We start from the raw sequence: 21,859 nt of genomic DNA on the forward strand, positions 1-21,859 counted from the left end.
TATCGGATGCTGTGTGCCCGGTCCGCGGGTCAGGTGGCGTGTTTCGCTGCGCTGGGTCGCCGGTTCGTCTCCGTCGCCGCGTCGGAGCGGTCGGATACGTCAGCGTCATTCCCTCGGTCTTCTCCCGAGGCCGCGTTACTGTTGCCGAGTCGGAAGGTGGCGGCCAGGCCGATGACGAGAAATCCGGCGGCCGTGAACGCGGCGTAGCGCGTTCCGTCGCTGAATGCTTCTGCCGCGAGGTCGCCGACTTCTTCGTTCTTCTGCTTCAGCACCGGGATCGCAGATCCGGCGCTGACAACTACCGAGTCCGAGACCTGCTGACGTGCCGCTGATGGCAAAGAGGTCTGATCGGCCAGGAGTGCGTTGAGCGCCGCTCCGCTCGAGGTGAAGAGAACGGTGCCGAGGATGGCGATGCCGAGCGCTGAACCGATCTGACGTGCCGTGCTCTGAGTTCCGGAGCCCTGACCGCTGAGTTCGACCGGGACATCCTTGAGAACCACACCGGTGAGTTGGGCGGTCGCGAAACCCAGCCCGATTCCGTAGACGAAAAGGAACGGAATGACGGTCAGCCATGTCGAGGAGGAGCTGATCGTGAACCCCAGTCCTGCCACGCCGAGGACTTCGGCCGCGATGCCCACCCGCACAAGAGTGATCGGTGTGATGCGGTTGCCGAACACTCCGGAGAGGCCGCTGGCGACGAAGGATCCCACAGCCAAGGCGAGTAGCACGAATCCGGTCTGCAGTGCGTTGTAGCCGATCACGTTCTGGAGCCACAGCGGTAGGGAGAGGACGATGCCGAATTCGCCAAGGGAGACGATCATCGCGGCGATGTTTCCGTTGCGGAACGAGGTGATCGAGAACAGCGAGAACTCGAGCAGCGTCGACTTGCCGAGGCGACGCCGGCGCATGCCCCACCACACGAACGCGAATCCAGACAGAATCGCAATCGCGAAGGCGATCGGGATGGGAGAGAGGGTGAAGGGCCACCTCCATCCGCCGAGTGAGGGAACGCCACTCGACGTCGTCGTCCACCAGCCATAGGAACGGCCCTCGATGAGGCCGAACACGAGTGCGGCGCTGGCGATCACGGACAAAACTGCACCACCGAGATCGACACTTCGAGCCAGTCCTGGCGCCTTGGATTCTTTGACGACGGCAAGAACGCCGATGATGATGGCGATGCCGAGGGGCACGTTGATTCCGAACGCCCACCGCCATGAGAAGTAGGTGGTGAGCCATCCTCCGAGCAGTGGTCCAACCGCCACCATCCCGCCGATCGTGGAGCCCCACACCGCGAACGCGATGCCCCGCTCCTTGCCGCGGAACGTGGCGTTGATCAACGAAAGGGTTGTGGGCAACACCATTGCACCGCCCACGCCCTGCACGACACGGGCGGCGATCAGAAGGTCGCCGGTGGGCGCTAGTGCCGCCAGAACGGATGCCAGCACGAAAACGCTTACTCCGAGGAGTAGCAAGAGTCGGCGACCATAACGGTCCGCAACTGCACCGAAGACCAGGAGCAGGGCGGCGAAGACCAAGGTGTAGCTCTCCTGCACCCATTGAACCTGGGTGGAGCTAATCTTGAGGTCCCGCACGATCGAAGGGATCGCCACGTTCACGATCGTCGAGTCGACGATGATTATGGCGACGGCGATGCTGATGAAGACCAGGCTGATCCAACGCCTGCGAGGCGCGACATCAGTCATCGGAGACGCAGCCCTTCGTCATCCTCATCGTCGGCATCCCATCGGCTTGAGCCGCTGCCGCCGAGCAACGGCATCATTTCTGCTTGCCGTACGAGCCAGGGGCTGAACACGCTAGGGGTCCGCCGTATCGCCTCGCCCAGGTCAGAGGGTTCGACCCAGACGTGTTCCATCACCTCGTCGAGGTTGGTCCGAACTGTGCTGGCTGCCAAGGCGAAATAAACGGGGCAGATTTCGTTCTCCATGATTCCGGAGGCGTCGATGGCTTGATACCGGAACACCGGCAAGACGATTTCCAGGTTCACCAGGACCAGGCCAAGCTCGTGCTGCGCGTGCCGGCGCACCGCGTCGACCAAAGACTCCTCTGGGCGCGGGTGTCCGCATAAGGAATTGGACCATACCCCTGGCCAGGTGCGCTTGTGCAGTGATCGCCGGGCGATGAGGACCCGGCCTATGCCGTCGAGCACGTAGCACGAGAACGCCAGGTGCAACGGTGTTTCGGCGCTGTGCACGCTGCTTTTCGGTGCGGCACCGATGGGTTCGCCCGTCTCATCCAGCAACACGACATCGTCTTCCCCGTTCTCTCCCACTGGCCCAGCATTCCAGCATTTAGCGAGCTTGGCAAACAACTAGAAAAGCGAGCAATAAGTCTCAGGCTTACAATTCAGCCATGCACGCGCAGGAGAAACGTAGGGACGATGACGCGATGCTCGACCCACGGGTGATCGACCCGGACCAAGAACTGGTGAACTACTCCGGCCTCACGGAGGCGGAGATCACGCAGATCGTCCGCGTGCTGAGCGGCATTCGCAACTGGCGCGAATCGGAACAGGAGATTAGCTTCCGCTCACGAAGCGACATGAAGCTCAACGAGACAGACATGAAAGCACTCCGATTCCTTGTCGCCTCAAAGAACCAGGGCATTCTCGTCACGCCGGGAATGCTCGCCGAACACCTTCGCATCTCTACCGCCTCAACCACGAAGGTCCTGGACCGCCTGGAAGCCGCAGGACACATTCAACGATCCCCCCACCCCACCGATCGTCGGGCCTTGGCTATCTCCATCACACAAAAAACGCACGAGCGCGTAAGGGACGGAGTAGGGCGCTTGCACTCCCACCGGTTCGACGTCGCCGCATCACTCACATCATCCGAGCGTGAGACCGTAATCCGGTTTCTCGAGAAGATGGTTGCCACGGCACCAGAAAAGCCCACTCGCCAGCAAACGCAGCGCCCTGACGAGCAACCCTGACATTGCCGGAGACAATAGTCGCCCGATACAACTCACGCAGGAACTGCAGAAGAGCCGTATATGCCAGCGTCTCAGTCGCATGAGCAGCTTGAGACGGCCCGGCCGGTCTGATCCACCACCCCGATCGTGGCTTGTCCCCGCGAGTTCATTGCGTCTCCGCTTATCTTGGAGGCCTGGCAACAGTCCTTGGGTGCGAACGCACCCTTCCAGAGACGGTTCGAGGTGACGGTCTCGATGCGGACGTTGAAGTTCGGACGCCTCGAGTGGCGCATGAACGACGGTGGACGTTCCACAGTGCTGGGTCGACTGTGTGACGCACCTTGCCGCTGTCGTGGTCGACGCGCTCTCGCACGATCGCGACTGGATCAGTCCGCGCGTAGGAGTAGCCGGGCCGCCAGTCCCGGAAGCCATCGCCGCCGGCCGAGACGTACTCCTTGATCAGCGGGTCGACTTCCTCATTCATCGCCAATCGCCCGCGCATGGCCCCAGCCGAAACGCGTGAACGCGACAACCATGCCGATCGACAGTATGGCGAAATGTCAAGGGGTGCCGGCCAATACCTGTCGCTGAATAACGTGATGTCATCCGGCTGGGACGCACTCCAGGAGGACTCGGCTCGAAAGGCAAAGGGCCGGTTCTCTAGGGAGGCGACCTACATCCCCACAAGCCGGTGCGCGGGGCCCGTGACGGGATGGGTCAGGGCCCCGCACCCCACAGTCAGCGCACAACGAAAGCGCCCCGCCCGACCTCGAGTGAGGCGGGCGGGGCGAGCAGGTTGTGACCGGTTCGGGTCCCGACACAACCAAGGTGATTCGCAGTCTTCGGGTGGCTGCAACGACCTGATACCTATTGTCGAGCGGCAACCTCTGGGAGCTGTGAAGGGTGGCGCAGGATCGACTCAGGTAACCCTCAAAGGCAAAAGCGCCCCCACCAACCGTGGGCGGGCGTTCGTTGCCAGGCGTCAGGATCGGTAAGTCTTGACTGGCGGTAACGCCCCTGTTCAGCAACGTCTGGTGGAGGTCGCTGCGCGCGGCTCAGTTGGTGCCAGCAGCCAAAGCACGGTGCGGGACCGGCTTACGCGACGGAGGGCGAGCCACCCGCACTGCGGCTCGACTAGGTTGCTGAGTTGCCCGGCCGGCCGGAGATCACTGCGGCAGGTAGCGATAGTGGAACGCCTTCCTATCCACCGCTGCTTCTCGCACCTGAGCGGGTTGCCCGGTGGGTTTCCCTCCGTTGGGACGAGCCGACGACCGAGAGGTTCCGCGGTGTTGGTCATCCCCAGTTGTCGGCCGTGGCCTTTTGGGGTAGTAGAGGAAGACAGCAGGCGCAGAGCACGATTGCCACGAGCACGAAGATGAGGCTCGTTGACGCGGCGTGCTGCACACCCATGGTGATGGTGGCCAGGAAGACGGTCGATACGACAGCTGATCCGACGGAGTTGGCCACTTGCTGCACAGCGTTCAAGGTCCCACTGGCGCTGCCCGCCTGCTCCTCGTCGACGTCTCCAAGTGCCACGGCGAATATCGAGCCGAAACAACAGCCCATGCCCAGGCCGCAGACGAGCAGGGGGAACACCAGTAGCCATGTGGTGTCCGGGATCGTCATCACCAGAATCAGATAGCTGATCGTTCCCAACCCGACGAGCGCAAGTCCGAGCGCGACAAGTCGGCGACCAAGGCGGTCAATCAGACCGCGCATTGAGAACGATGCCACGATGATCCCGACCGACATTGGGGCCATCGTTCCTGCCGCCTCAAGGGGACTGAGGTGGTGGCCTTCTTGCAGGTACAGGGATGTGACGTAGAGAAGTCCCGCGACCGCGGCGAAGAACACGGCACCGACGATCAGGCCGGCGACGAAGCTCCGGTTTCGAAACAGCGCGGGGGCAAGCAGAGGGTTGGTGCTGCGTCGCTGATGCACGACGAAGACGGCGAGCAGCACCGCACCGACGGCGATAGCTCCGACTGGTAGAGCGCTCCAGCCGCCGTTTGCTCCCTGGATTATTCCACCGAGCACGGCAAGCGTTCCCGCCATCAGCAGTCCTGCAGCGACGGCGTCGATACGAATGCTCGGCCGACCCTCGTACCGGGGCAGCAGTGTGAGGCTGACGATCATCAACGTGATGCCCAGCAGCACGTTGATGAAGAACACTGAGCGCCACCCCAGCCCCAACGGATCGGCCTGGATGAGCAGCCCAGCCAACACCGGACCGCTGATGGAACTCAGACCCATGATCGGTCCGAAAAGACCGAAAACCCGACCTAAATGCTCGCGGGGAAACACGCGGATGAGGATGCTGAATCCTTGCGGGATCAGCAGTGCGCCAAACGCGCCCTGCACGACGCGAGCGGTGACGATACTCACCGGATCCCACGCCAGGGCGCAGAGCAGTGACGCCGCGGTGAACCCGACAAGGCCGATCAGGAATAGCCGGCGGTAGCCGTATTTGTCCCCGAATCGACCACCGATCACCAGGATCGAGCCGAGTGCCAGTGCGTAGCTGGACCCGAGCCACGGAGCCAGTGATTGTGGCGCATGCAACTGCGTAACGATCGACGGGGCGGCAATGTTCGTGACCGTAGTGCTCAACAGATCGAGCACGTCTGCGGTAAGGATTGCCGCGAAGACCCACCAACGCGCGGTGGAGGTAAGGATTCTTTCAGGCATGGCAAAGCACTCTCTAACTTCTAGAGAATTAGACGACGCCACTCTTGGGTCGCCATGCCGGCCGGAATTCCCGACGCGATCGACTTTGAAGAGGACCGCTGCACCTTACGGATGGAAACCGTATGCGGCAGCGAGCTTCGTGTCAAATCGACGGCATTCTCGACGCGACCTCGCCTCGCAATTCGATCGGGACCGTTTCACCGCAGAACAGGTTCGCCTTCTCACACACGAAAAAGGACAGCGCGTCTCTGTGGCTCTGAACTATCCCGCTTTCATGCCCGCGGGCTGAAGAACAGACAGCGAGACGCAGGATAGTCCCTGTCCGCGATCGAACGCCCGGCTTTTAGCTGATCGAGATGCAGGTGCGCAAGGGGCCCGAGAAACGATTCTCGACTGGTCGGTCTCATCGCTAACCTGGCGAGGCCGACGGCACCTCCGTATTGGGTCCGAGGCGCCCGTCCGCGACAGCCGCGGCGGGACTTTACCGAAAGGCGGACATGTTCACCCTGTCTTGGCTGCTCATCATCGCGATTATCGCCGGAGTCCTGGGCGTGATCGACGGAATCCGGCGTGCGCGAGGTCGCGGCACTTCCGTGCTCGCGATCGTGGAGATCATCGTCGCGGCGCTGTTCCTGCTTTCACTCTTCATTCCTGGAGTACCGTTCGGCTCCCTCACGCTCGCGATCGTGCTGCTCATCGTGCTCGTGGTAGCGATGATCGTCGGCAGACTCAACGTGACGATCGCGGTCGTCGCACTCGTCCTGATCGCCCTCTGGATCGTGCTCAACCTGCACTGGATCACCATCGCCGGCGTGAATTAGGCAGACCCGTTTGCATCAGCGAATGACGGGTGTGATGCTTCGTAGGGCGAGAGTGATGAGGCGTTCTCAGATTGTTTGCCGCTGGGCCGATGGGGCCGCTCCGCGGTGCGACCGGTTTCGGGTGCCGGTCGCACCGTACGATTGGGCACTATTCAACGGCTATGAATGAAACATCCGTCTGGGCGGCTTTGCCACGAGCCTCGAACAACCAAGATTTCAACGGAAATTGGGGCGAGAGGTGTGCCCTGAATCCGTCTTCGCCGCAGCTTCCCAATGGACCGTGCTCAAGGCGGGTGGGCATGCGCAGTGATCTGGCACCAAGACGCGCTCGCTAGGCGACCACACTTTCGTCACGCGAGTCGCAGTGGGCGCACCTGGAAACGAAAGAGTGGCCGAATCACGCAGCCCGGAGCCTGATGACTGACATGCGGAACGGCCGAAGGATTCGGTGACAAGTACGACCCTTCAGTGGTGCGCGTGAGCTCGGGCGGCGGCCATCGCTTGTTGGAACGGTCGGCGTGGTGTGCGGACGGCGGAGGTTGAAGCGAGGTCGCGGCGGGTGAGAGCGTTGGCGAGCCAGCCGAGAACCAGTCGGATGCGCTTGCTCAGGGTTGGGATTGCGATTGCGTGGTAAACCTTGTCGACGGCCCAGGCCGGCATGCCGCTCAGGTGGACGCCCTTGATCACGGCAGCGCCCTCACGCCCGCCATAGCTTGCGAGCGTGCCGAGCGACTCGTGACGGTATTCGAGCAGGGACTCGCCGTTCAATTGCCGACGGAGGTTCCCCGCAAGCAGGCGTGCTTGGCGCAACGCGTTCTGCGCATTCGGCGGATAGTACGATGGTTCGGCGCCGGAACGAGGTTGCGGCACTTGGGCGTTATCGCCAAGCGCCCATCCACCCGTGACGACGGTGCCGTCGTCACGGACCAGCTGGAGGCATGCGTTCGCTTGGACGTGCCCTTTAGCTCCCTTCGGGACCTTCATGTTGTCCAGCACCGGGTTGGGTGCGACTCCGGCCGACCAGACGATCGAGTCAGCAGGATACTTTCGCGTATCGCTTAGCTCAACGACGCCGTCTTCGCATGACTTCACCTCAGTGTTGAGGGCTACTGTGATGCCGCGGCTGCGCAGGGTGTCCAACGTCCACTGGGACAGGTCTTTGCTGAGTTCGGCAGCGATGCGGTCGGCCGATTCCACGAGAAGCCAAGTCATGGGCTCGTCGGCGAGCTCGGGGAATGTGGCGTGCTCCTGCCTTGCCAGTTCCTGCAGCTCGGCTATCGCCTCGACGCCGGTGTAGCCGCCGCCGACGAAGACGAACGTGAGCGCGCGTTTGCGTCGGTTCGCGTCTGCAGCGGTCGCGGCGAAGCGGATGCGGTCGAGTACCTGATTTCGCAGGTATACAGCCTCTTCCAGTGTGTTGAACCCCACGGCGAAATCTTCAAGGCCGGGAATGGGGAGTGCTTTCGTGATGGACCCGAGAGCGAACACGACGTGGTCGTAAGACATTGGCCGTTCGACCCCGTCTTCGGTGCGAATGACGACCGTGCGCGTTTCGCAGTCGGCCGAGAGCGCTTCGCCCGAGATGAGGTTCGCGTGGCGCAGCGGCCGCTGGAGCGTGACCGTCGCATCTCGTGGGTCGGTCTCGCCGCCGGCGACCTCCGGGAGAAGGGGCTTGTAGGTGAGGTAGGGCTGCGGCTCCACAACCGTCACACGAACGCGACCAGCGAGGACATCCTTGCGCAGGCTCTTCGCGACGTGGAAGCCGGCGTAGCCGCCACCGAGGATGACGATGTGGATGGGGGTTTTCATTAGTCATGCCCTCCGTGAGTTCTGGATCCCTAACGGCAGGCGGTCTTGGATGCGTGTCATGGTTACAGGCCCACGCTCGCCTGCATGATGCCGCCGTCGACGAACACCGTGGTGGCCGTGAGGTAGTGGCCGGCGTCGGAGGCGACGAAGAGCACCGCATCCGCGATGGCCGACGGATCGGCGACTTTGCGCAACGGAATGGCGTCCTCGAGCTTCTTGCGTTGCTCTGGGTCCTCGAGAGTTTTCGTGTTGATCGGAGTGGCGACGGCTCCGGGCGCCACGTTGACGACGCGCACGTTCTGGGGTCCAAGCTCGACTCCGGCGGTGCGGGTGAGCATCCGCATGCCGCCCTTCGCGACGCAGTATGCGATGTTTCCGGGCATCGGCCAGTCCTCGTGCACCGACGATACGTTCACCACGACGCCGCCGCGACCCTGGCCGATGAATTGTTTAGCGGCGAGCTGGGTTCCGAAGAACGCGCTCTTGAGATCGACGGCAATGACAGTCTCGAAGCTCTCCTCATCAGTCTCGAGCAGGCTCTGACGCTTCTCGATACCGGCATTGTTGACCATGACGTCGAGCCCGCCGAATTCCCGCACGGCAGCGTCGATGAGCGACTGGATGCCGTCGGTGCGCGAGACGTCTGCCTCGACGCCCACGGCTGTACCGCCCGCTGCTGTGATGTCCTTCACCAGGTCGGCGGTATCGGCAGGTCTGGCTACGTAGTCGATCACTACGGCAGCGCCAGACTCTGCGAGCGTGCGCGCGATCGCCTCACCGATACCGCTGTTGCCGCCGGTGACGATGGCCGTCTTACCGCTGAGCTGCATGTGATCCCCTCCATCTGATGGTCATTCGTGACGCAGTTGAGCGTCTCCAAATGATTGCCGCAATCGGGTGCGCGTACGTCCGAAGCGTGGTAAGGGTTTTTCTCCCGGTTTGCTGTTCGAGGAGTAGTCCTTGGCAGCGCGGCAGTAAACAAACGCCCGAGAGAGATCCTCGACTGGCGCACCCCTGCCGAGGCCCTCGAAGGCCAACTGTGATCGACCTCACAAACAACCGTTTGCGACGACCGGTTGAATACGGCTAATTCCGCAGCCGGAAGTTCCTGCGCGAATTCCGCCATCACCGGATGGTCGGATCGATGGGCAGAGTCGCGTCGTGCGGTGACAACGCGGCCATGGAGGCCTTCTTCGCTCTGCTGCAGAAGAAACGTCCTGAACCGGCGTTCCATCGAGTTCGAAACCATCATGAACCAAACCTCGGCCCTCGCGGCCTAACCAAAACTGTCACCCATCCATGCAACAGACCCGTTTCAGTCCGCTTGTGCGGGTGCATCATGGTTCCATGGGGGACCTCATCTACGCCGGTTCGGCCCGTTACCGCTTCGATGACCGAGCGCTCGCTCATCTGAAGATCGCGATCACTCAGAAGCTTCGGCTCCAGGAGTGCTTTCTGCTCAGCTGGACCGACCCGGCGTCGACAGGTTCGGGCAGGGTGAGCCTGTGGCTCTCCTCGGCTATCCCGCTGGAGTTCCGCTATGCGACGGACAAGCCTCCGGCACTGAACCGCAATTGGTTGGCGGCTCTCGCAATGTCCGCTCACGGCACTCGCGGCATGATCGTGATGACTGAGGAAGAAGCGGAACAGATCATCGCGGCAAGCACGCCGGCGGAAAAACATGAGCGAATGCAAGAAACCGCCGACCGGACGGTGCCCTCGACGACACCCCGACAGCAGAAACGCCGCTCGTAGCTCCAGGATCCGAGAGGTCGCGTCGATCGCGCGGTCGAACGCTTCGGCGTTCGCGCGGGAGGGGCATCCCGAACCGCTGACCTTACGGACCTGCAGTGCGGCCTCGCGTACTTCCGGTTCGGTCGTCGGTGGCCCGGACTTGTGAAGGCAGCGGATGCCGCGACCCATGCCGCCGACGGTAGATCACCGAGAAGAATTTCCCGGGTCGTGTCGAATCGGGGCGGTCGCGTTCGACGCAGTAGTGAAGGCGCCTCCTGAGGTGTCAAGAAGAAGAGAACACCCATGAGCGCAACCTTGACTGTCGACTTCTTCTCCAGCCTCGACGGCTACGGCTCGACCGAAGGCACGATCACGCACCGAGGCGGGCCGAATGTAGCCGTCATGGTGGCGCCGTCTGAGGTTGACATAGCCACAGGCAGGGCATCGTGAAGCCGACCACAGCACTTGTCAAGGCGTGGGAAAAATCAGGCGCCGGACGTACTTTTCTGCCATGACCAATGTCGAGAAGCATCCTGATGCTGAGAACATCCCAGACGGATCAAGATCCGAAACAGACCACGAAGACACCGCATCGGGCGGCGTCTCACCGGACGGCAATGTCGGTACGGACGACCGGGTGGTTGACCCGGACGAGGTCGACCGGGAACACGACACCGACGCGTCCGGGACACCCATCGACAATCCGTCGGGATAGTCGACGTCTATCAGTTCGCCGTAGAAGCCCGTGGTGCTATACCTTCTTCCTCTAGGCGGTGTTGCTAAACCCTGTTTGCATCCAGTGGAGGGCTGTGGCGAGGCAAAGGGCGGAGTGGTAGTTGCGGGCGGTCTTGTCGGATCGCATCGCAATGCTGCGCCACTGCTTGAGCTTGTTGAAAGAGCGTTCGACGACGTTGCGACCGCGGTAGCGCTGTCGTTGTTCGGGGCCGAAGTCGATCGGCCGCCCAGGGCGTTTGCGATGGTGGGCGATCTGGTCGGCGCGTTCGGGGATCGTCGCAGCGACGCCGCGTCCGCGTAGCCAGGTCCGGTTCGCCTTGGATGGGTAGCCCTTGTCGGCGAGGACCCGGTCGGGCCGGGTGCGCGGCCTGCCAATGATGCGGGGACGCGGATCTGGGAGAGGGTCTCGGTCAGCATCGACGTATCGGCGACTTGCCCACTCGTGATGACGAGCGCCAATGCTCGCCCCTTGCCGTCGCAGACCAAGTGCGTCTTGCTCGTCAGCCCGCCGCGGGAGCGGCCGATCGCGTGATCAGGAGGTTCGAGGCCGAATTTCCTGTAGTTCGCTCGAGCCCCCGTGTGCGCGGAAGGGTCGCGCCATGCTGGTGGACCCGAACGATCGTCGAGTCGATCGAGACTACCCAGTTCAGGTCCTCGTTCGCCATCGCGAGGGACTGGGCGTGCTCAAGGACACCCGCCCACACTCCGGCTTTGGACCATCGGTCGAAGTTCTTGTAGACGATGTTCCAGTTCCCGAACCGTTCGGGTGTATCCCGCCACGGCGCACTGGTTCGGTAATGCCAGGCGGTTGCTTCCACGACCAGGCGTCGATCCACCGGCGGGCGCCCCGTCGCCGCAGTCGGGAACACCGGGCCGATCACGGCCCACACCTCATCGGAGATCACATCGCGAGACGCGCCTTCAAGAGTCGCCGACGAACACTCGGATGGGTTAGCGACACGCTCTAGTAGCGTAGGCGGCATGGCCGAGGGCCGTGGGTTAGCCGGAAGTGGCCTTTTTCGTGCCCTCGGCAGGGCTCGTCAGTCACTGTCTCACGTGGGGGCGGCTCTTGAGGGTCTTGCTGCTGCGGCGCTGATGACGGCGTCGATGTATCTGATCGAACGCCAGCCGGGCGTGGGCACAGCCGGTCCTGATCTCAGTTGGCACGGTGATGCGCGCAATCGCTCGCTGGTGGAATTTGGGCTGGACTTGGGCGTGGTCGGCATGGTCGGGTTCTTGTGGTTCATGGCGGTGATTCGTCGACGGCTTGCTGAGCGCGAAGACCAGTTCTATGCGACCGTCTTTCTCGGCAGTGGCCTCGTGTTCGCAATCCTCGCGACGACTGCTGCGGTGTGCGCGGCCGCTCCGACCTTGGTCGTTCAGTTTGGCGGCGAGGAGAGCCTCAGCGATTCGACTGTTGCGCTCGCGCACGGCCTCTGGCACGGGCTCCGGGGGATCGGTGCGTCCAGGTTCGCCGGCGTGTTCATGGCTGCGACGTCGAACCTCGGCCTGCGCTTCGGAGCACTTCCGAGATGGCTTGCCCTTGTCGGATTCGTGCTTGGTGTGTTGCTCGTCATCACTGGCGCGTTTGCGGGTCCACTCGACTTTCTCTTTCCAGCCTGGCTCGCGTTGGTAAGCATCACGCTGCTCTTCAGCCGTCGGGACAGATCCGCCCGCGCGGAAGGCTGAGCGCACACATAACTGCCAATCTGTAGTTACCGAACGGGGTCCGCAATGTCGAGGTGAGCATAATCAGTGGCGCGGCACCGCGATGCGATCCGACAAAATCGCCCGCAACTACCACTCCGCCCGCTGCCTCGCCGCTCCCCTCCACCGGGGTGCAAACAGGGTTTAGCAACACGCCCTATGCGAGACCGAGTTGTTTGAGCGCCTTGTGATCGCTCTGATCTTCTTCGGGAGCTATTTCGTCAATGGTCAGGGGTACGCCCGGGCCAATGACGAGCCAACTCAGACCGTCTTTGTGCGCAACAGCGACAATGTCGCTCGCGCCCCCGCGCAACAGGTCTCGAATCCGAGTGAGCGTCTCGTTGCCCAGCCCCTGATCGAGGATGAATCTCCGCTTCCCATAGTGAATGACCTGGGCGACGGTCCTTGTCGGTAGCCCGTCGATATTCGACCGAGTGCGATCTCTTCTTTCTTCCATGCCTCGAAGCTATGCGACAGCGACCACTCACGACATCCCGTTGACATGCTTGGCATATCTGCCAACGATGTGACAGCCGCTATCCGTGGGAGCCGTCAATAACCGCTCCAGGGCGTCCCCGGGGTGGGGCAGCATGGATTCCACCCATGCCATGCAGCACGCCGCACGACGTGAGATCGATGTCCGCACCCCGTGACAGTGGTTCCGACCGATCGGGTAGCTCTAGACGCGCTTTCGCCCGGTGAGCAAGCGGATCAAGAAGACGATCGGGGCGATGATCAGCAGGACGATCCCTTTAGTCACGAGTCTTTAGGGCAGGTTCAAGGTGAGACGCCTGCATCGTCTGCGAGTCCGGCCGCGGCAGAGGCGCCAATCACCCGCACCATGAGCTCGGGGACGTCATCGTGTAGATCGGTGCGTATTGCAGCCTCGGCGACCTGGGAAGCGTAGGCGACGACCGCCCATTTGCCTGGCGAGAGGATGCGAGCTGCCTGCTTGCGTAGCTCCTCCTCGGGGGTGTCGTCGTCTTCTGCGATGCGGTCGACGACGGCTTCGACGGTTCCGCTGACCGCGGAGCCTAGCAAGGGGGTGGTGAGCAACGAGCCAAGAATCTGGGCGAAGGTCGCGGCATCCGTTTCGCGCTCGGGTGCTGTGTTGTCGTGCGGCGCCGTCGTCATGTCGAGGTGGCCGTCCCTGGCCACCTCGATCCAGACGAGGCCAGTCAGATTCAGAAGCGCCGCGCGATGCAGCTCCCCAATGCGTTCGAATACGCGGCGGGAGGTTTCTTCGTCGTCGAAGGTGGCACTGATCAACGCGCGTTCGGTCGACGAACTCGCGTGCGATGCCGCTTCAGCCATTGTGTGCCTTGCCCAGCTTGCTCATTGCAACTTGTTGGTTGCACGGTCAAGGGACTTCCTCGCTCTCTTCTTCGCCTTCGTCAGTGCCTTCTTGACGGCAGGGTCTTTCCAGACCGAGTTCGCGGCGGCAGCAATTTCTTGATAACGACCGTGGCCGGCCTTCGTGCCCACGACATAGCCCGCCGCGACCGCGACGACGATACCTACGACAATGAGGAACTTCTTCATGCTTTACCTCTTAGATGTTTGTGAGTCAGTGGCCCTGGCGCGGGTGGCGGTGAGACATCGCCTTACTGCTTGCGATAGTCCGGTCGGGGTGGCTGCTTCCGCTGCACGTCGCTCTCGCCACCCTCTCTGCCGCCGTACGGCCTTCCATGATCGGCGAATTCGTCGCGCTGAAACACCAGCGACCAGTCTCCGAAGGCGAAATGAGATCCCGTGCGGAGTACTACCGCGCCGTCATCGCCGGGGCTCAAGGGGATGGGCTCTACCTCGGTCTCGGCGCTGCCGTGTACGAACAAAACGTATTCATCGTCGGCTTCGTGGCGGACCTCGGCGTGCAACGCTTTCGTACCGGCGAGATTGAGCTCCGCGTCCGGTGCTGTGCCGATTTTGACGATGTCAGCACTCAATTCGAATTCGAATCGTTCGTTCGGCCCGGACACCAGCAGACGTGGACGCCCGGCACCCCATGTCGAGTGAGTCGTCGTTGGATGCACGGGATCGTGCGACGTCATGGTCTCTCCTTCGGGAGTCTGCTCGGAAGCTTCTCAATCACTTCGACATCTGAGGCCGAGCTATCTGCGTCTCGAACTGATCACGCCTGCGGCGAAGCCCAAACCCGCGGCGACCATGGCCACGACGGGGACAACCCATCGAGGAAGTCGGTTCACGGCGACCGTCGCCCGATCACCGACATCACCCACCGGCTGGACGACTGCGTGAACGTCGTCGGGCGCCCCCTGCCGCCAGGACTCAGCGGAGTTGTCCACGTTGGAATCGGCGGCAGAGGCGGCCTTGTTCGCTTCGTCGTGGACTCGCTCGGCCACGGAGTTCAGTGCGTCTTGCCTGATGTCTCCAGCTGCATCGTCCATGAGTACCGTCCTCGCTCGGGTTGGGTTCACTTTCGTCTCGGTACCGCGCTCGTCCAGTCAAGAAGCGAAGGCGCGATAGGTCATTGCTACCGCGCTCCAATCGAGAAAGCACCGGGTTGCATTCGAAGGCTGATCGTGATTCTGGCTTCGCGCGATGAACGCCGGCGAGCCTGCTCGAGTCGGAGACTCGAGTCATGCGAGCGCGGCGAGGTAGTCGGCGTAGCCGTGCGGTGCTCGACCTTTCAGTCGTGCGGAGGTGACGACGGGGGCGTCCTCTGTTTCCGTGATGCTGGCATCTGCCGCTCGCAGTGCGCGCACGAGATCGACGTCCTCGTCCTCCCCAATGGAAGGGAATCCGCCTGCTGCGCGATATGCAGAGGCCCGAACTCCCAGGTTCGCGCCGTGGACATGCCCAAGCGTGGCGCCCGGCGGGTGAGATGCTCGCCAGCGTCCGGCGCGAACCGGGTCGAGCTCGTCTAGTCGCGGCACGACGGCACCGATCAGAGCGTCGGCTCCCGCGTGCGCGATGCGTTGATGATGTACGAGCCATCCGACGGGGACGACGGAGTCGGCATCCGTTGTCGCCAGCCACGTGCGCGTGAGATCGTCTGGCGAGCAACCGACCAGGGCATAAGTGGCTCCCGCGGCGCGAGCGGCGCCGACCCTGGCAGCCGTGATGGTCAGAACCTCGATCTCCGAGTGCCGACGGGCAATTTCAGCTGACCCGTCGTCACAGTCGTCCAGAACGAGCACGATGTCGACCGATGCCTCCCTGAGGGCGTGCGCAGCGCTCGTCACCGACGCCAGGCAATCGTCGAGGGTGTCCTGTTCGTTGTGAGCCGGGATCACGACGACGAATCGTCCGCAGGTACTCATGCGGCCTTCTTCCTGAAGAGTTCGATCACAAACTCGTCGTCATGATGCCGAATGTCAGCGGCGTGCCCGACAGCCTCGGCCAGAAGCTGGTGCGCACGTTCACCGGACTGCAGAAAGTCAGGAGCCATTCCGTTCCAGTGGCACGCGAGGACTTCTCCGTCCGGTTCAAGCGAGGCGAGCATGCACGTGCAGAGCGCTTGCCAATCCACACTGTCGAGGTAGTACCCCAGTTCGGAGACCACGACGAGGTCGTAGTGCCCTTCGGGCCATTGGAGCGGGAGACGCATCCGTTCAACTCTCGTGTTCGACAGGAATCTCGTGCGGTCGCGTGCCGCGCTCACTGCCGAGAATGAACCGTCGATGGCGAGCAGCACGTCGGCCCGCTTTGCGAGAGCACGAGTGGTCACCCCTGTGGAACACCCGAGCTCGAGAATGCTCCGGTACCGATCGCGCGGTAACGTCGCCACCAACAGTCGTCGCTTACGTCTCTCGTACCAGCTGTTTTCCACATTCCAGGGATCGGCGCGGGTCGCGTGAAGATGTTCGAAATGCAGGTCCGCGGGAGTCGGCTCCACGATCAAGACTTCGCGTGGCGAGTGTGAGTGCTGAAGAAACTTGTCGCTCAGAACAGGGTCTTGGCCCTTCAACTGCGATGCGTACTCGACAAGGGCTTCAGCCTTTCGACGACTGCCGTATTCGCTCAGGGGGACCGCGATGAGGTCCCTCCATGGAACATCGCCCGGCTCACCCCATTGCCACAGCCACACCGGGTAGCTGAAGACGCGTCGTTTGCGGTCATGCGCCATCGATCGCACCAGCTGGCCGAGTGTGCGATGGTCTCCGTGCCGGTCTTCGCTCCACGGTGTCAGGATCACCCGGTCGGGGTAGGCGTCGAGGATCGAGGCGATGGAGTCGGCCAAGACACTCTGGTGTTCGTGAAGTTTGCCGTCGGGCAATCCCAGGCTCGAGACGGTCGCTTCGGGGTGCGTCCGCGAGAGTGCCGCATGCAATTCGCGCACCCTGTCTTCGTCACCCGTGGCGGCAACGATGTGCACCGGTAGCGACCGCTGGTGCGCCTCGGCAATCAGGCCGCCAACTCCGAGAGTCTCATCGTCCGGGTGGGCCGACCACACCAGAAGGCCCCTCCCGCAGACGGTGCCTGGGTCTGATTCGGGAACTCGTTCCCACACGGGCAGCGACTCCCAGGTCGCCGCATCCGTGATCGTTGTCCGGGGGTCGAACTTCACCATGACACCTTGTCGGCAAGGACTCGACGGCCAATCGATGCCGGGTCGCGCAGGCGGTGATACTGGGCTGTGTAGATCTCGAGGTCGGCTGATCTGCTCGCGATTGTTTCGTCGGTGCAGATCGCTGCCGGTCCGAGGATGTCGCGCACCGCATCCAGGACTTCGTCAACGGCTGCCGCAGTCGCCCCGCGCACGGCATGTGCGATCGCGGCCCATTCGTCGCGAGAACGGGCGCCGTCGTCGATCAGCATGGCGGCTCGCTCGATCATCACTCGTGCAGCATGCATGCATTGCCACAGTGCACCGACCCGGTTTTCCAGCAGTGGGTTGGGGCCTTTGCTCCTGACCGAGGTGACGATTGCGTCGCAGAGCGGAACTGCGCCTCCCCACCAGGTTGCCGCGACCCCGATCCCACCCCATTCGAAGCCCGGTCGTGCCAGATACCAGTCGTCAGAACCGACGGGCTGGGCTTCGGTGTTGCTGAACTGCAACGGTCCGCTGTCGACGTCACTCAGTCCCCGAGCAACCCAGGAGTGATGCTCGGACCGAACGTCGCCGGACTGCAGCGAGACGGCGAAGAGGCGACGCGTGGATTCCCCTGTGTGCGCGGTCACAAGGGCAGCGTCCAGCCGCTCACCCAACGAACACCACGGCTTCACGCCGCTCAAGCGCCAGCCGTCGTCCACCGGATCTGCCCGCAAGCGTCCCGTGGCGGATTCAGCGGCGAACACGCCCCACGTTGTGTTCGCCCCGGTTCGTGGAACACCGGCCTCCGCGAGGATGGCTATCGCGTCCAGGTGCGGCTCCAATACGCGAGCGGCCGTCACGTCGATGCTCGCAACCGAAGCCATGATCGAGAAGCGCAAGAGAGTATCGCCCTCGCCAGGGAGGGGAACCTCATCTTCGGCTCCCGGGAGCAGCGCCAGGAGCACTCCGACTCCTGCTTCCGATCCAGATGCGGCTGCGACCGTGGCGAACCGCCCGATCTGGTCCGGAAGCTCCACCACCGAACTCAGCCGCCGACCGGACACGGCGTCAAGCTGCACCTCTCGCTCGAGATTTTTCGACATCGCCGCTCCTCAGACCTGTCCTCGTGAGTACCCGGCCGCTGTCCCCGGGCGAGGTCAGCGTAAGAGCGCGACCACCAAGGCGTACAGGGGTTGTCCGAACATCTCGTCCTGGCTATATGTCTTTCCGCCGACCCTCTCGGGTCTTGGAATTCTCGGTCAGGATCGCATTGTCCGCCGCAGGCAAGCCGATCGCAAGCGCTTTACGACGGTGTCACTGCCGTGTTCAGTGACAAGGTCGGCACGTCTTCGACGGAGCCGGAAATCGAAGCGAAGGGACGCTCATGAGTCACGAAGGACACACTGCGACGTTGCCGCGCGGCGGCGGCGCCCACAGCGCGCGGCGCGAGAACGCGGAGAAGGGCTTCGCGGCATCCGCGCAGCTCACGAAAAGTCTGCAGGCCGTACTCGTCGACCTCCTCGAGTTGTCGTTGCAAGGTAAGCAGGCGCATTGGTCGGTCGTGGGTAAGAATTTCCGCGACCTTCACCTGCAACTCGATGAGATCGTCGACGCCACCCGCCTATTCAGCGACACGATCGCCGAGCGGCTGAGAGCGTTGCATGCGGTCCCTGACGGTCGCGTCGACACGGTCGCCGCCACGACAACGCTTCCGGCGTACCCGAACGGTGAAAGGGACACCGCAGAAGTGGCCGATCTGATGACTGGCCGCCTGGACGCAGCCGTCGGCACGATCCGTGGCGTACACGATCAAGTCGACGCCGAGGACCCCACTAGCGCAGACGTCCTTCACGCCATCATCGAGCGGCTCGAACAGTACTCCTGGATGGTCAGCGCGGAGAACCGGGAGCCGCCGCGCTGACGAAGGTTTCACCGCAGACGGGACGGCTCTGATGCCCAAGAATTCGACGACGCGCGGCAACGACCTCGAACTGGCCAGACTCCGTGGCCGATAGCAGGAACTGTCGCGCCTGAAGTCTGGCCGTACAACTCTGAGGGCCGAGACGCAAGTACTCGACACGTGCTTCTGTAGGTTCCGACAATGCAAGGGTGAATCAAACAGCATCTTCTCGCCTGGGTCGGGTCGGTCACTTTCAACGGCATCCGGCAGCCGGGGCCGTTTATGGGGTCGACCGGTTGGTGCACGACGTGCGGCACGGCAGGTTCGAGCGCACGCTCTCGGCGCTCACGGCGGGTGGGGCGGCCGTCACGACGGCCGAGATCTTTTTCGAGCACGACAAGGCGAGCTTCGGTAGTCCTTGGATGTGGGCGCCGATGGTGACCGGGCCGATCGGTGTCGCGGCGGGTGTCGCTGGTTTTGCGAGCCATCGACTGGCGAAGACGGCGTTGCCTATCGCGGCGGCGATCATTGTCGCTAACGGGATTCAGGGTGTGTGGCTGCATGCGCGGGGCATCCATCAGAAACCCGGCGGGTGGAAGAACTTCCGCTACAACATGGAGATGGGTCCGCCGCTGATGGCGCCGCTTCTCGTGACGCTCGTCGGCGGGATGGGCATGTTGGCCGCTGTGCTGCGGAGGGAGAAATGACGCGCAAACGCATGCGTTCTCGTCCGCTCCCGCTGGCATCCGAGGACGGCGGTGGCCGTTTTCCGGGGTTCGACGTGATGTCGCAGCAGAAGCATTGGGATGCCGCCACTCGTGCAGCAATGCAGGTGCGTCTGCACGGCTTGCCGGCGGTGCGCTTCTTCACCCAGCTCGAGGAGGCAACGGCGAAATGTCTGCTCGACCGTCTCGTCGGGCAGCGTGCGGAGCCAGGGGACGAGACCGTCGACGTGGTGCGCATGGTCGACGCGCGCCTGGCGGAGAATCAGACCGATGGCTGGCACTACGACTCCATGCCGGTTGACGGGGACGCGTGGCGGGCATCCCTCGCGGCACTGAATTCGGATGCCCACGATCGTTTCGGCCACGATTTCGCGGAGTGCAATCACGACGACCAATGTGAGCTGATGGAGACGGTCCGTACCGACGACCGCGACCGTTGGCACGACCTGCCGCCTGCGCGAGTGTGGAGTTTGTGGACGCGTTATGCCGCGACCGCGTTCTACGCGCATCCTTCGGTCTGGAACGAGATCGGCTTTCCTGGTCCTGCTTATCCGCGGGGCTACAAGGCGCCCGGTGTCGACAAGCGGGAGCCGTATGAGGTTTCGGATGCTCGTTCGAATGACGACCCGCTTCGCCCTGGCAAGTCCAGGGGCGAAGCGTGACCGTTCGCGAGCGTAACGAGTCGGCCTGGCTGCTCACGGAGCGTGGTGCGTTCGACGCGAGGCTGCGTGAGGGAATGCGTCGCTTCGACGATGACGACGAACTCGACGCCGTCATCGTCGGCGCGGGCGCGGGCGGCTCGACCATGCTGCAGCGGCTCGCCAGGTACGGCTGGCGAGTGGCAGTCCTCGAGGTCGGGCCGTTCTGGGATCCGGAGGATGACTGGGTCAGCGACGAGGCGGCGTCTCACCAGCTGTATTGGACCGAACCGCGAGAGATCGGTGGTGCGGACCCGGTGCCGCTCGGCTCGAACAACTCGGGGCGCGGCGTGGGGGGCTCGATGGTGCACTACGCCGGCTACACGCCACGTTTCCACCCCAGCGACTTCCACACCCTGCGCGACGACGGTGTCGGGGCTGACTGGCCGATCGGCTACGACGACCTGAAGCCGTATTACGAGCGAATCGAGGGGGAGCTGCCGGTCGCCGGTGAGGACTGGCCATGGGGCGACCCACACGTTTACCCCTACCGGCCGCATCCCGTCGGCGGCAACGGCGAGGTGTTTCTGCGCGGGGCCGAGAGCGCAGGCATCCGTGCCAAGGTCGGACCGGTCGCCATCACGAACGGCCGCTTCGGGAATCGCCCGCACTGCATCTATAGGGGGTTCTGTCTGCAGGGCTGCAAGGTGAACGCGAAGGCGTCGCCGCTCATCACGCATATTCCGGATGCCCTCGCGCACGGTGCCGAGGTACGCCCGGACTGCATGGTGACGGGCATCGAGGTGGATGCCTTCACCGGTCGTGCCACGGGTGTGCGGTACGTGCGCGACGGGCGCGAACGTTTCCAGCGGGCCTCCGTCGTGATCGTCGCGGGGTACTCGATCGAAACGCCGAGATTGCTGCTGAATTCCGCGTCGGCGCGGTTTCCCGACGGTCTGTGCAACGACTTCGACCAGGTCGGCCGCTACCTCATGGTGCAGGGCGCTCCGCAGACGGCCGGCAGGTTCGACGAAGAGATCCGCATGTACAAGGCGCCACCGCCCGAGGTGAGCACCGAGGAGTTCTACGAGACCGATCCGACTAAGCCGTACAAGCGGGGATTCTCGATTCAGACCGTGTCGCCGCTGCCGATCACTTGGGCGGAGCATGTCATGGCCCAGGGCCGCTGGGGGGCGGAGTTCCGCAACTACATGAGCGACTACGTGCACTGGGCGTGCTTTGGCGCGCTGTGCGAGTTTCTTCCGCTGGCCGACAACCGGGTGACGTTGGCGCACGAGACCGATCGCAACGGCCTCCCTGTCGCGCATTTCTCCTACAGCCAGTGCGACAACGACAAGCAGCTGGTGGAAGCCGCGACACAGGTGATGGAGAGCATGCTCAAGGCTGCGGGCGCCGACGAGGTGATCACGATCAAGCGGTACGCACACCTCGTAGGTGGTGCACGGATGGCGACAGATGAGGAGCACGGCGTCGTGGACGCCGATTGCCGCACATTCGCCGTGCCCAATCTCTACGTCGCCGACGGAAGCGTACTGCCCACCCAGGGCAGTGCGAACCCGGCGCTGACGATCATGGCCATCGCGGCGCGTGCCGCTCAAGGACTCGCACGCCGATGAGATCGGCGCGACGAAGCAGAACGAAAGCGCAAC

The 21,859-nt window shown here is 63.2% G+C and carries 23 protein-coding genes and 3 pseudogenes; 11 read left to right on the plus strand and 15 right to left on the minus strand.

The window, feature by feature from the left end:
• Positions 1 to 29 precede the first annotated feature (29 nt).
• Both MJ603_RS14880 and idi read right to left on the minus strand, forming a co-directional pair.
• A complete protein-coding gene (locus tag MJ603_RS14880) occupies positions 30 to 1,706 on the minus strand; it encodes a DHA2 family efflux MFS transporter permease subunit (RefSeq protein WP_243064524.1) in 1,677 nt (558 codons plus the stop codon).
• The gene (idi, locus tag MJ603_RS14885) at positions 1,703 to 2,266 is read right to left on the minus strand and encodes an isopentenyl-diphosphate Delta-isomerase (protein ID WP_243064525.1); all 564 of its coding nucleotides are present in this window, start codon (positions 2,264 to 2,266) and stop codon (positions 1,703 to 1,705) included. The genes MJ603_RS14880 and idi overlap by 4 nt, the downstream gene beginning before the upstream one ends.
• A 107-nt stretch (positions 2,267 to 2,373) precedes the next feature.
• On the opposite strand from idi, the gene MJ603_RS14890 reads away from it, so the two are divergent.
• Positions 2,374 to 2,955: a MarR family winged helix-turn-helix transcriptional regulator gene (locus tag MJ603_RS14890; protein WP_243064526.1), complete on the plus strand. Its 582-nt coding sequence runs from the start codon at positions 2,374 to 2,376 to the stop codon at positions 2,953 to 2,955.
• A gap of 1,272 nt (positions 2,956 to 4,227) precedes the next feature.
• Here MJ603_RS14890 and MJ603_RS14895 read toward each other — a convergent pair.
• Positions 4,228 to 5,664 carry an MFS transporter gene (locus tag MJ603_RS14895; protein ID WP_243064527.1) on the minus strand — a complete coding sequence of 479 codons (1,437 nt, stop codon included), beginning with the start codon at positions 5,662 to 5,664 and terminating at the stop codon, positions 4,228 to 4,230.
• A 455-nt stretch (positions 5,665 to 6,119) separates the two neighbouring features.
• On the opposite strand from MJ603_RS14895, the gene MJ603_RS14900 reads away from it, so the two are divergent.
• Positions 6,120 to 6,443, plus strand: a complete 324-nt coding sequence (locus MJ603_RS14900) for a hypothetical protein (RefSeq protein ID WP_243064528.1) — start codon at positions 6,120 to 6,122, stop codon at positions 6,441 to 6,443.
• A 465-nt stretch (positions 6,444 to 6,908) separates the two neighbouring features.
• Here MJ603_RS14900 and MJ603_RS14905 read toward each other — a convergent pair whose 3' ends face one another.
• Both MJ603_RS14905 and MJ603_RS14910 read right to left on the minus strand, forming a co-directional pair.
• Complete coding sequence (locus MJ603_RS14905) at positions 6,909 to 8,252, minus strand: NAD(P)/FAD-dependent oxidoreductase (protein WP_243064529.1); 1,344 nt, start codon at positions 8,250 to 8,252, stop codon at positions 6,909 to 6,911.
• A 62-nt stretch (positions 8,253 to 8,314) separates the two neighbouring features.
• On the minus strand, positions 8,315 to 9,082 hold the full coding sequence (locus MJ603_RS14910) for a glucose 1-dehydrogenase (RefSeq protein WP_243064530.1): 768 nt from the start codon (positions 9,080 to 9,082) through the stop codon (positions 8,315 to 8,317).
• Between the two features lie 260 nt (positions 9,083 to 9,342).
• Between MJ603_RS14910 and MJ603_RS14915 the strand changes: the two are divergent.
• Together MJ603_RS14915 and MJ603_RS14920 are read left to right on the plus strand one after the other, a co-directional pair.
• Positions 9,343 to 9,481: pseudogene (locus tag MJ603_RS14915) on the plus strand (IS3 family transposase); the annotation flags it as partial.
• A 118-nt stretch (positions 9,482 to 9,599) separates the two neighbouring features.
• Positions 9,600 to 10,007: a hypothetical protein gene (locus tag MJ603_RS14920; protein WP_243064569.1), complete on the plus strand. Its 408-nt coding sequence runs from the start codon at positions 9,600 to 9,602 to the stop codon at positions 10,005 to 10,007.
• A gap of 21 nt (positions 10,008 to 10,028) precedes the next feature.
• On the opposite strand, the pseudogene MJ603_RS14925 reads toward MJ603_RS14920, so the two are convergent.
• Positions 10,029 to 10,175, minus strand: a pseudogene (locus tag MJ603_RS14925) (DUF2277 family protein); the annotation flags it as partial.
• Between the two features lie 114 nt (positions 10,176 to 10,289).
• Between MJ603_RS14925 and MJ603_RS14930 the strand changes: the two are divergent.
• Complete coding sequence (locus tag MJ603_RS14930; protein ID WP_243064531.1) at positions 10,290 to 10,436, plus strand: hypothetical protein; 147 nt, start codon at positions 10,290 to 10,292, stop codon at positions 10,434 to 10,436.
• A 61-nt stretch (positions 10,437 to 10,497) separates the two neighbouring features.
• Positions 10,498 to 10,701, plus strand: a complete 204-nt coding sequence (locus MJ603_RS14935; RefSeq protein ID WP_243064532.1) for a hypothetical protein — start codon at positions 10,498 to 10,500, stop codon at positions 10,699 to 10,701.
• Between the two features lie 51 nt (positions 10,702 to 10,752).
• On the opposite strand, the pseudogene MJ603_RS14940 reads toward MJ603_RS14935, so the two are convergent.
• Positions 10,753 to 11,626: pseudogene (locus tag MJ603_RS14940) on the minus strand (IS5 family transposase).
• 76 nt (positions 11,627 to 11,702) lie between these two features.
• Between MJ603_RS14940 and MJ603_RS14945 the strand changes: the two are divergent.
• The gene (locus tag MJ603_RS14945) at positions 11,703 to 12,410 is read left to right on the plus strand and encodes a hypothetical protein (protein ID WP_243064533.1); all 708 of its coding nucleotides are present in this window, start codon (positions 11,703 to 11,705) and stop codon (positions 12,408 to 12,410) included.
• Positions 12,411 to 12,585: 175 nt separating this feature from the next.
• On the opposite strand, the gene MJ603_RS14950 is transcribed toward MJ603_RS14945, so the two are convergent.
• From MJ603_RS14950 to MJ603_RS14985, 8 genes are all read right to left on the minus strand, one after another.
• Entirely contained in the window at positions 12,586 to 12,885 is a 300-nt protein-coding gene (locus tag MJ603_RS14950; RefSeq protein WP_243064534.1) for a hypothetical protein, read from the minus strand.
• Between the two features lie 320 nt (positions 12,886 to 13,205).
• Positions 13,206 to 13,742 (minus strand): hypothetical protein, encoded by a 537-nt coding sequence (locus MJ603_RS14955; RefSeq protein WP_243064535.1) that lies wholly within the window; start codon positions 13,740 to 13,742, stop codon positions 13,206 to 13,208.
• Positions 13,743 to 13,763: 21 nt separating this feature from the next.
• Positions 13,764 to 13,970 (minus strand): hypothetical protein, encoded by a 207-nt coding sequence (locus tag MJ603_RS14960; protein ID WP_243064536.1) that lies wholly within the window; start codon positions 13,968 to 13,970, stop codon positions 13,764 to 13,766.
• Between the two features lie 62 nt (positions 13,971 to 14,032).
• Complete coding sequence (locus MJ603_RS14965) at positions 14,033 to 14,479, minus strand: FHA domain-containing protein (protein WP_243064537.1); 447 nt, start codon at positions 14,477 to 14,479, stop codon at positions 14,033 to 14,035.
• A 60-nt stretch (positions 14,480 to 14,539) separates the two neighbouring features.
• The gene (locus MJ603_RS14970; protein WP_243064538.1) at positions 14,540 to 14,836 is read right to left on the minus strand and encodes a hypothetical protein; all 297 of its coding nucleotides are present in this window, start codon (positions 14,834 to 14,836) and stop codon (positions 14,540 to 14,542) included.
• Between the two features lie 192 nt (positions 14,837 to 15,028).
• The gene (locus MJ603_RS14975; RefSeq protein ID WP_243064539.1) at positions 15,029 to 15,712 is read right to left on the minus strand and encodes a glycosyltransferase family 2 protein; all 684 of its coding nucleotides are present in this window, start codon (positions 15,710 to 15,712) and stop codon (positions 15,029 to 15,031) included.
• Positions 15,709 to 16,962: a bifunctional PIG-L family deacetylase/class I SAM-dependent methyltransferase gene (locus MJ603_RS14980; protein ID WP_243064540.1), complete on the minus strand. Its 1,254-nt coding sequence runs from the start codon at positions 16,960 to 16,962 to the stop codon at positions 15,709 to 15,711. The genes MJ603_RS14975 and MJ603_RS14980 overlap by 4 nt, the downstream gene beginning before the upstream one ends.
• Positions 16,956 to 18,029, minus strand: coding sequence for a hypothetical protein (locus MJ603_RS14985; RefSeq protein WP_243064541.1), 1,074 nt, complete (start codon positions 18,027 to 18,029; stop codon positions 16,956 to 16,958). Before MJ603_RS14985 ends, MJ603_RS14980 begins: the two co-directional genes overlap by 7 nt.
• A gap of 281 nt (positions 18,030 to 18,310) precedes the next feature.
• Here MJ603_RS14985 and MJ603_RS14990 point away from each other — a divergent pair, with 281 nt between their 5' ends.
• From MJ603_RS14990 to MJ603_RS15005, 4 genes are all read left to right on the plus strand, one after another.
• Complete coding sequence (locus tag MJ603_RS14990) at positions 18,311 to 18,847, plus strand: Dps family protein (RefSeq protein ID WP_243064542.1); 537 nt, start codon at positions 18,311 to 18,313, stop codon at positions 18,845 to 18,847.
• Positions 18,848 to 19,125: 278 nt separating this feature from the next.
• A complete protein-coding gene (locus tag MJ603_RS14995) occupies positions 19,126 to 19,533 on the plus strand; it encodes a hypothetical protein (RefSeq protein WP_243064568.1) in 408 nt (135 codons plus the stop codon).
• The gene (locus MJ603_RS15000; protein WP_243064543.1) at positions 19,530 to 20,213 is read left to right on the plus strand and encodes a gluconate 2-dehydrogenase subunit 3 family protein; all 684 of its coding nucleotides are present in this window, start codon (positions 19,530 to 19,532) and stop codon (positions 20,211 to 20,213) included. Before MJ603_RS14995 ends, MJ603_RS15000 begins: the two co-directional genes overlap by 4 nt.
• Positions 20,210 to 21,826 (plus strand): GMC family oxidoreductase, encoded by a 1,617-nt coding sequence (locus tag MJ603_RS15005; RefSeq protein ID WP_243064544.1) that lies wholly within the window; start codon positions 20,210 to 20,212, stop codon positions 21,824 to 21,826. The genes MJ603_RS15000 and MJ603_RS15005 overlap by 4 nt, the downstream gene beginning before the upstream one ends.
• Positions 21,827 to 21,859 lie beyond the last annotated feature (33 nt).

The sequence above is a fragment of the Humibacter sp. RRB41 genome (assembly GCF_022761015.1).
GTDB lineage: Bacteria > Actinomycetota > Actinomycetes > Actinomycetales > Microbacteriaceae > Humibacter.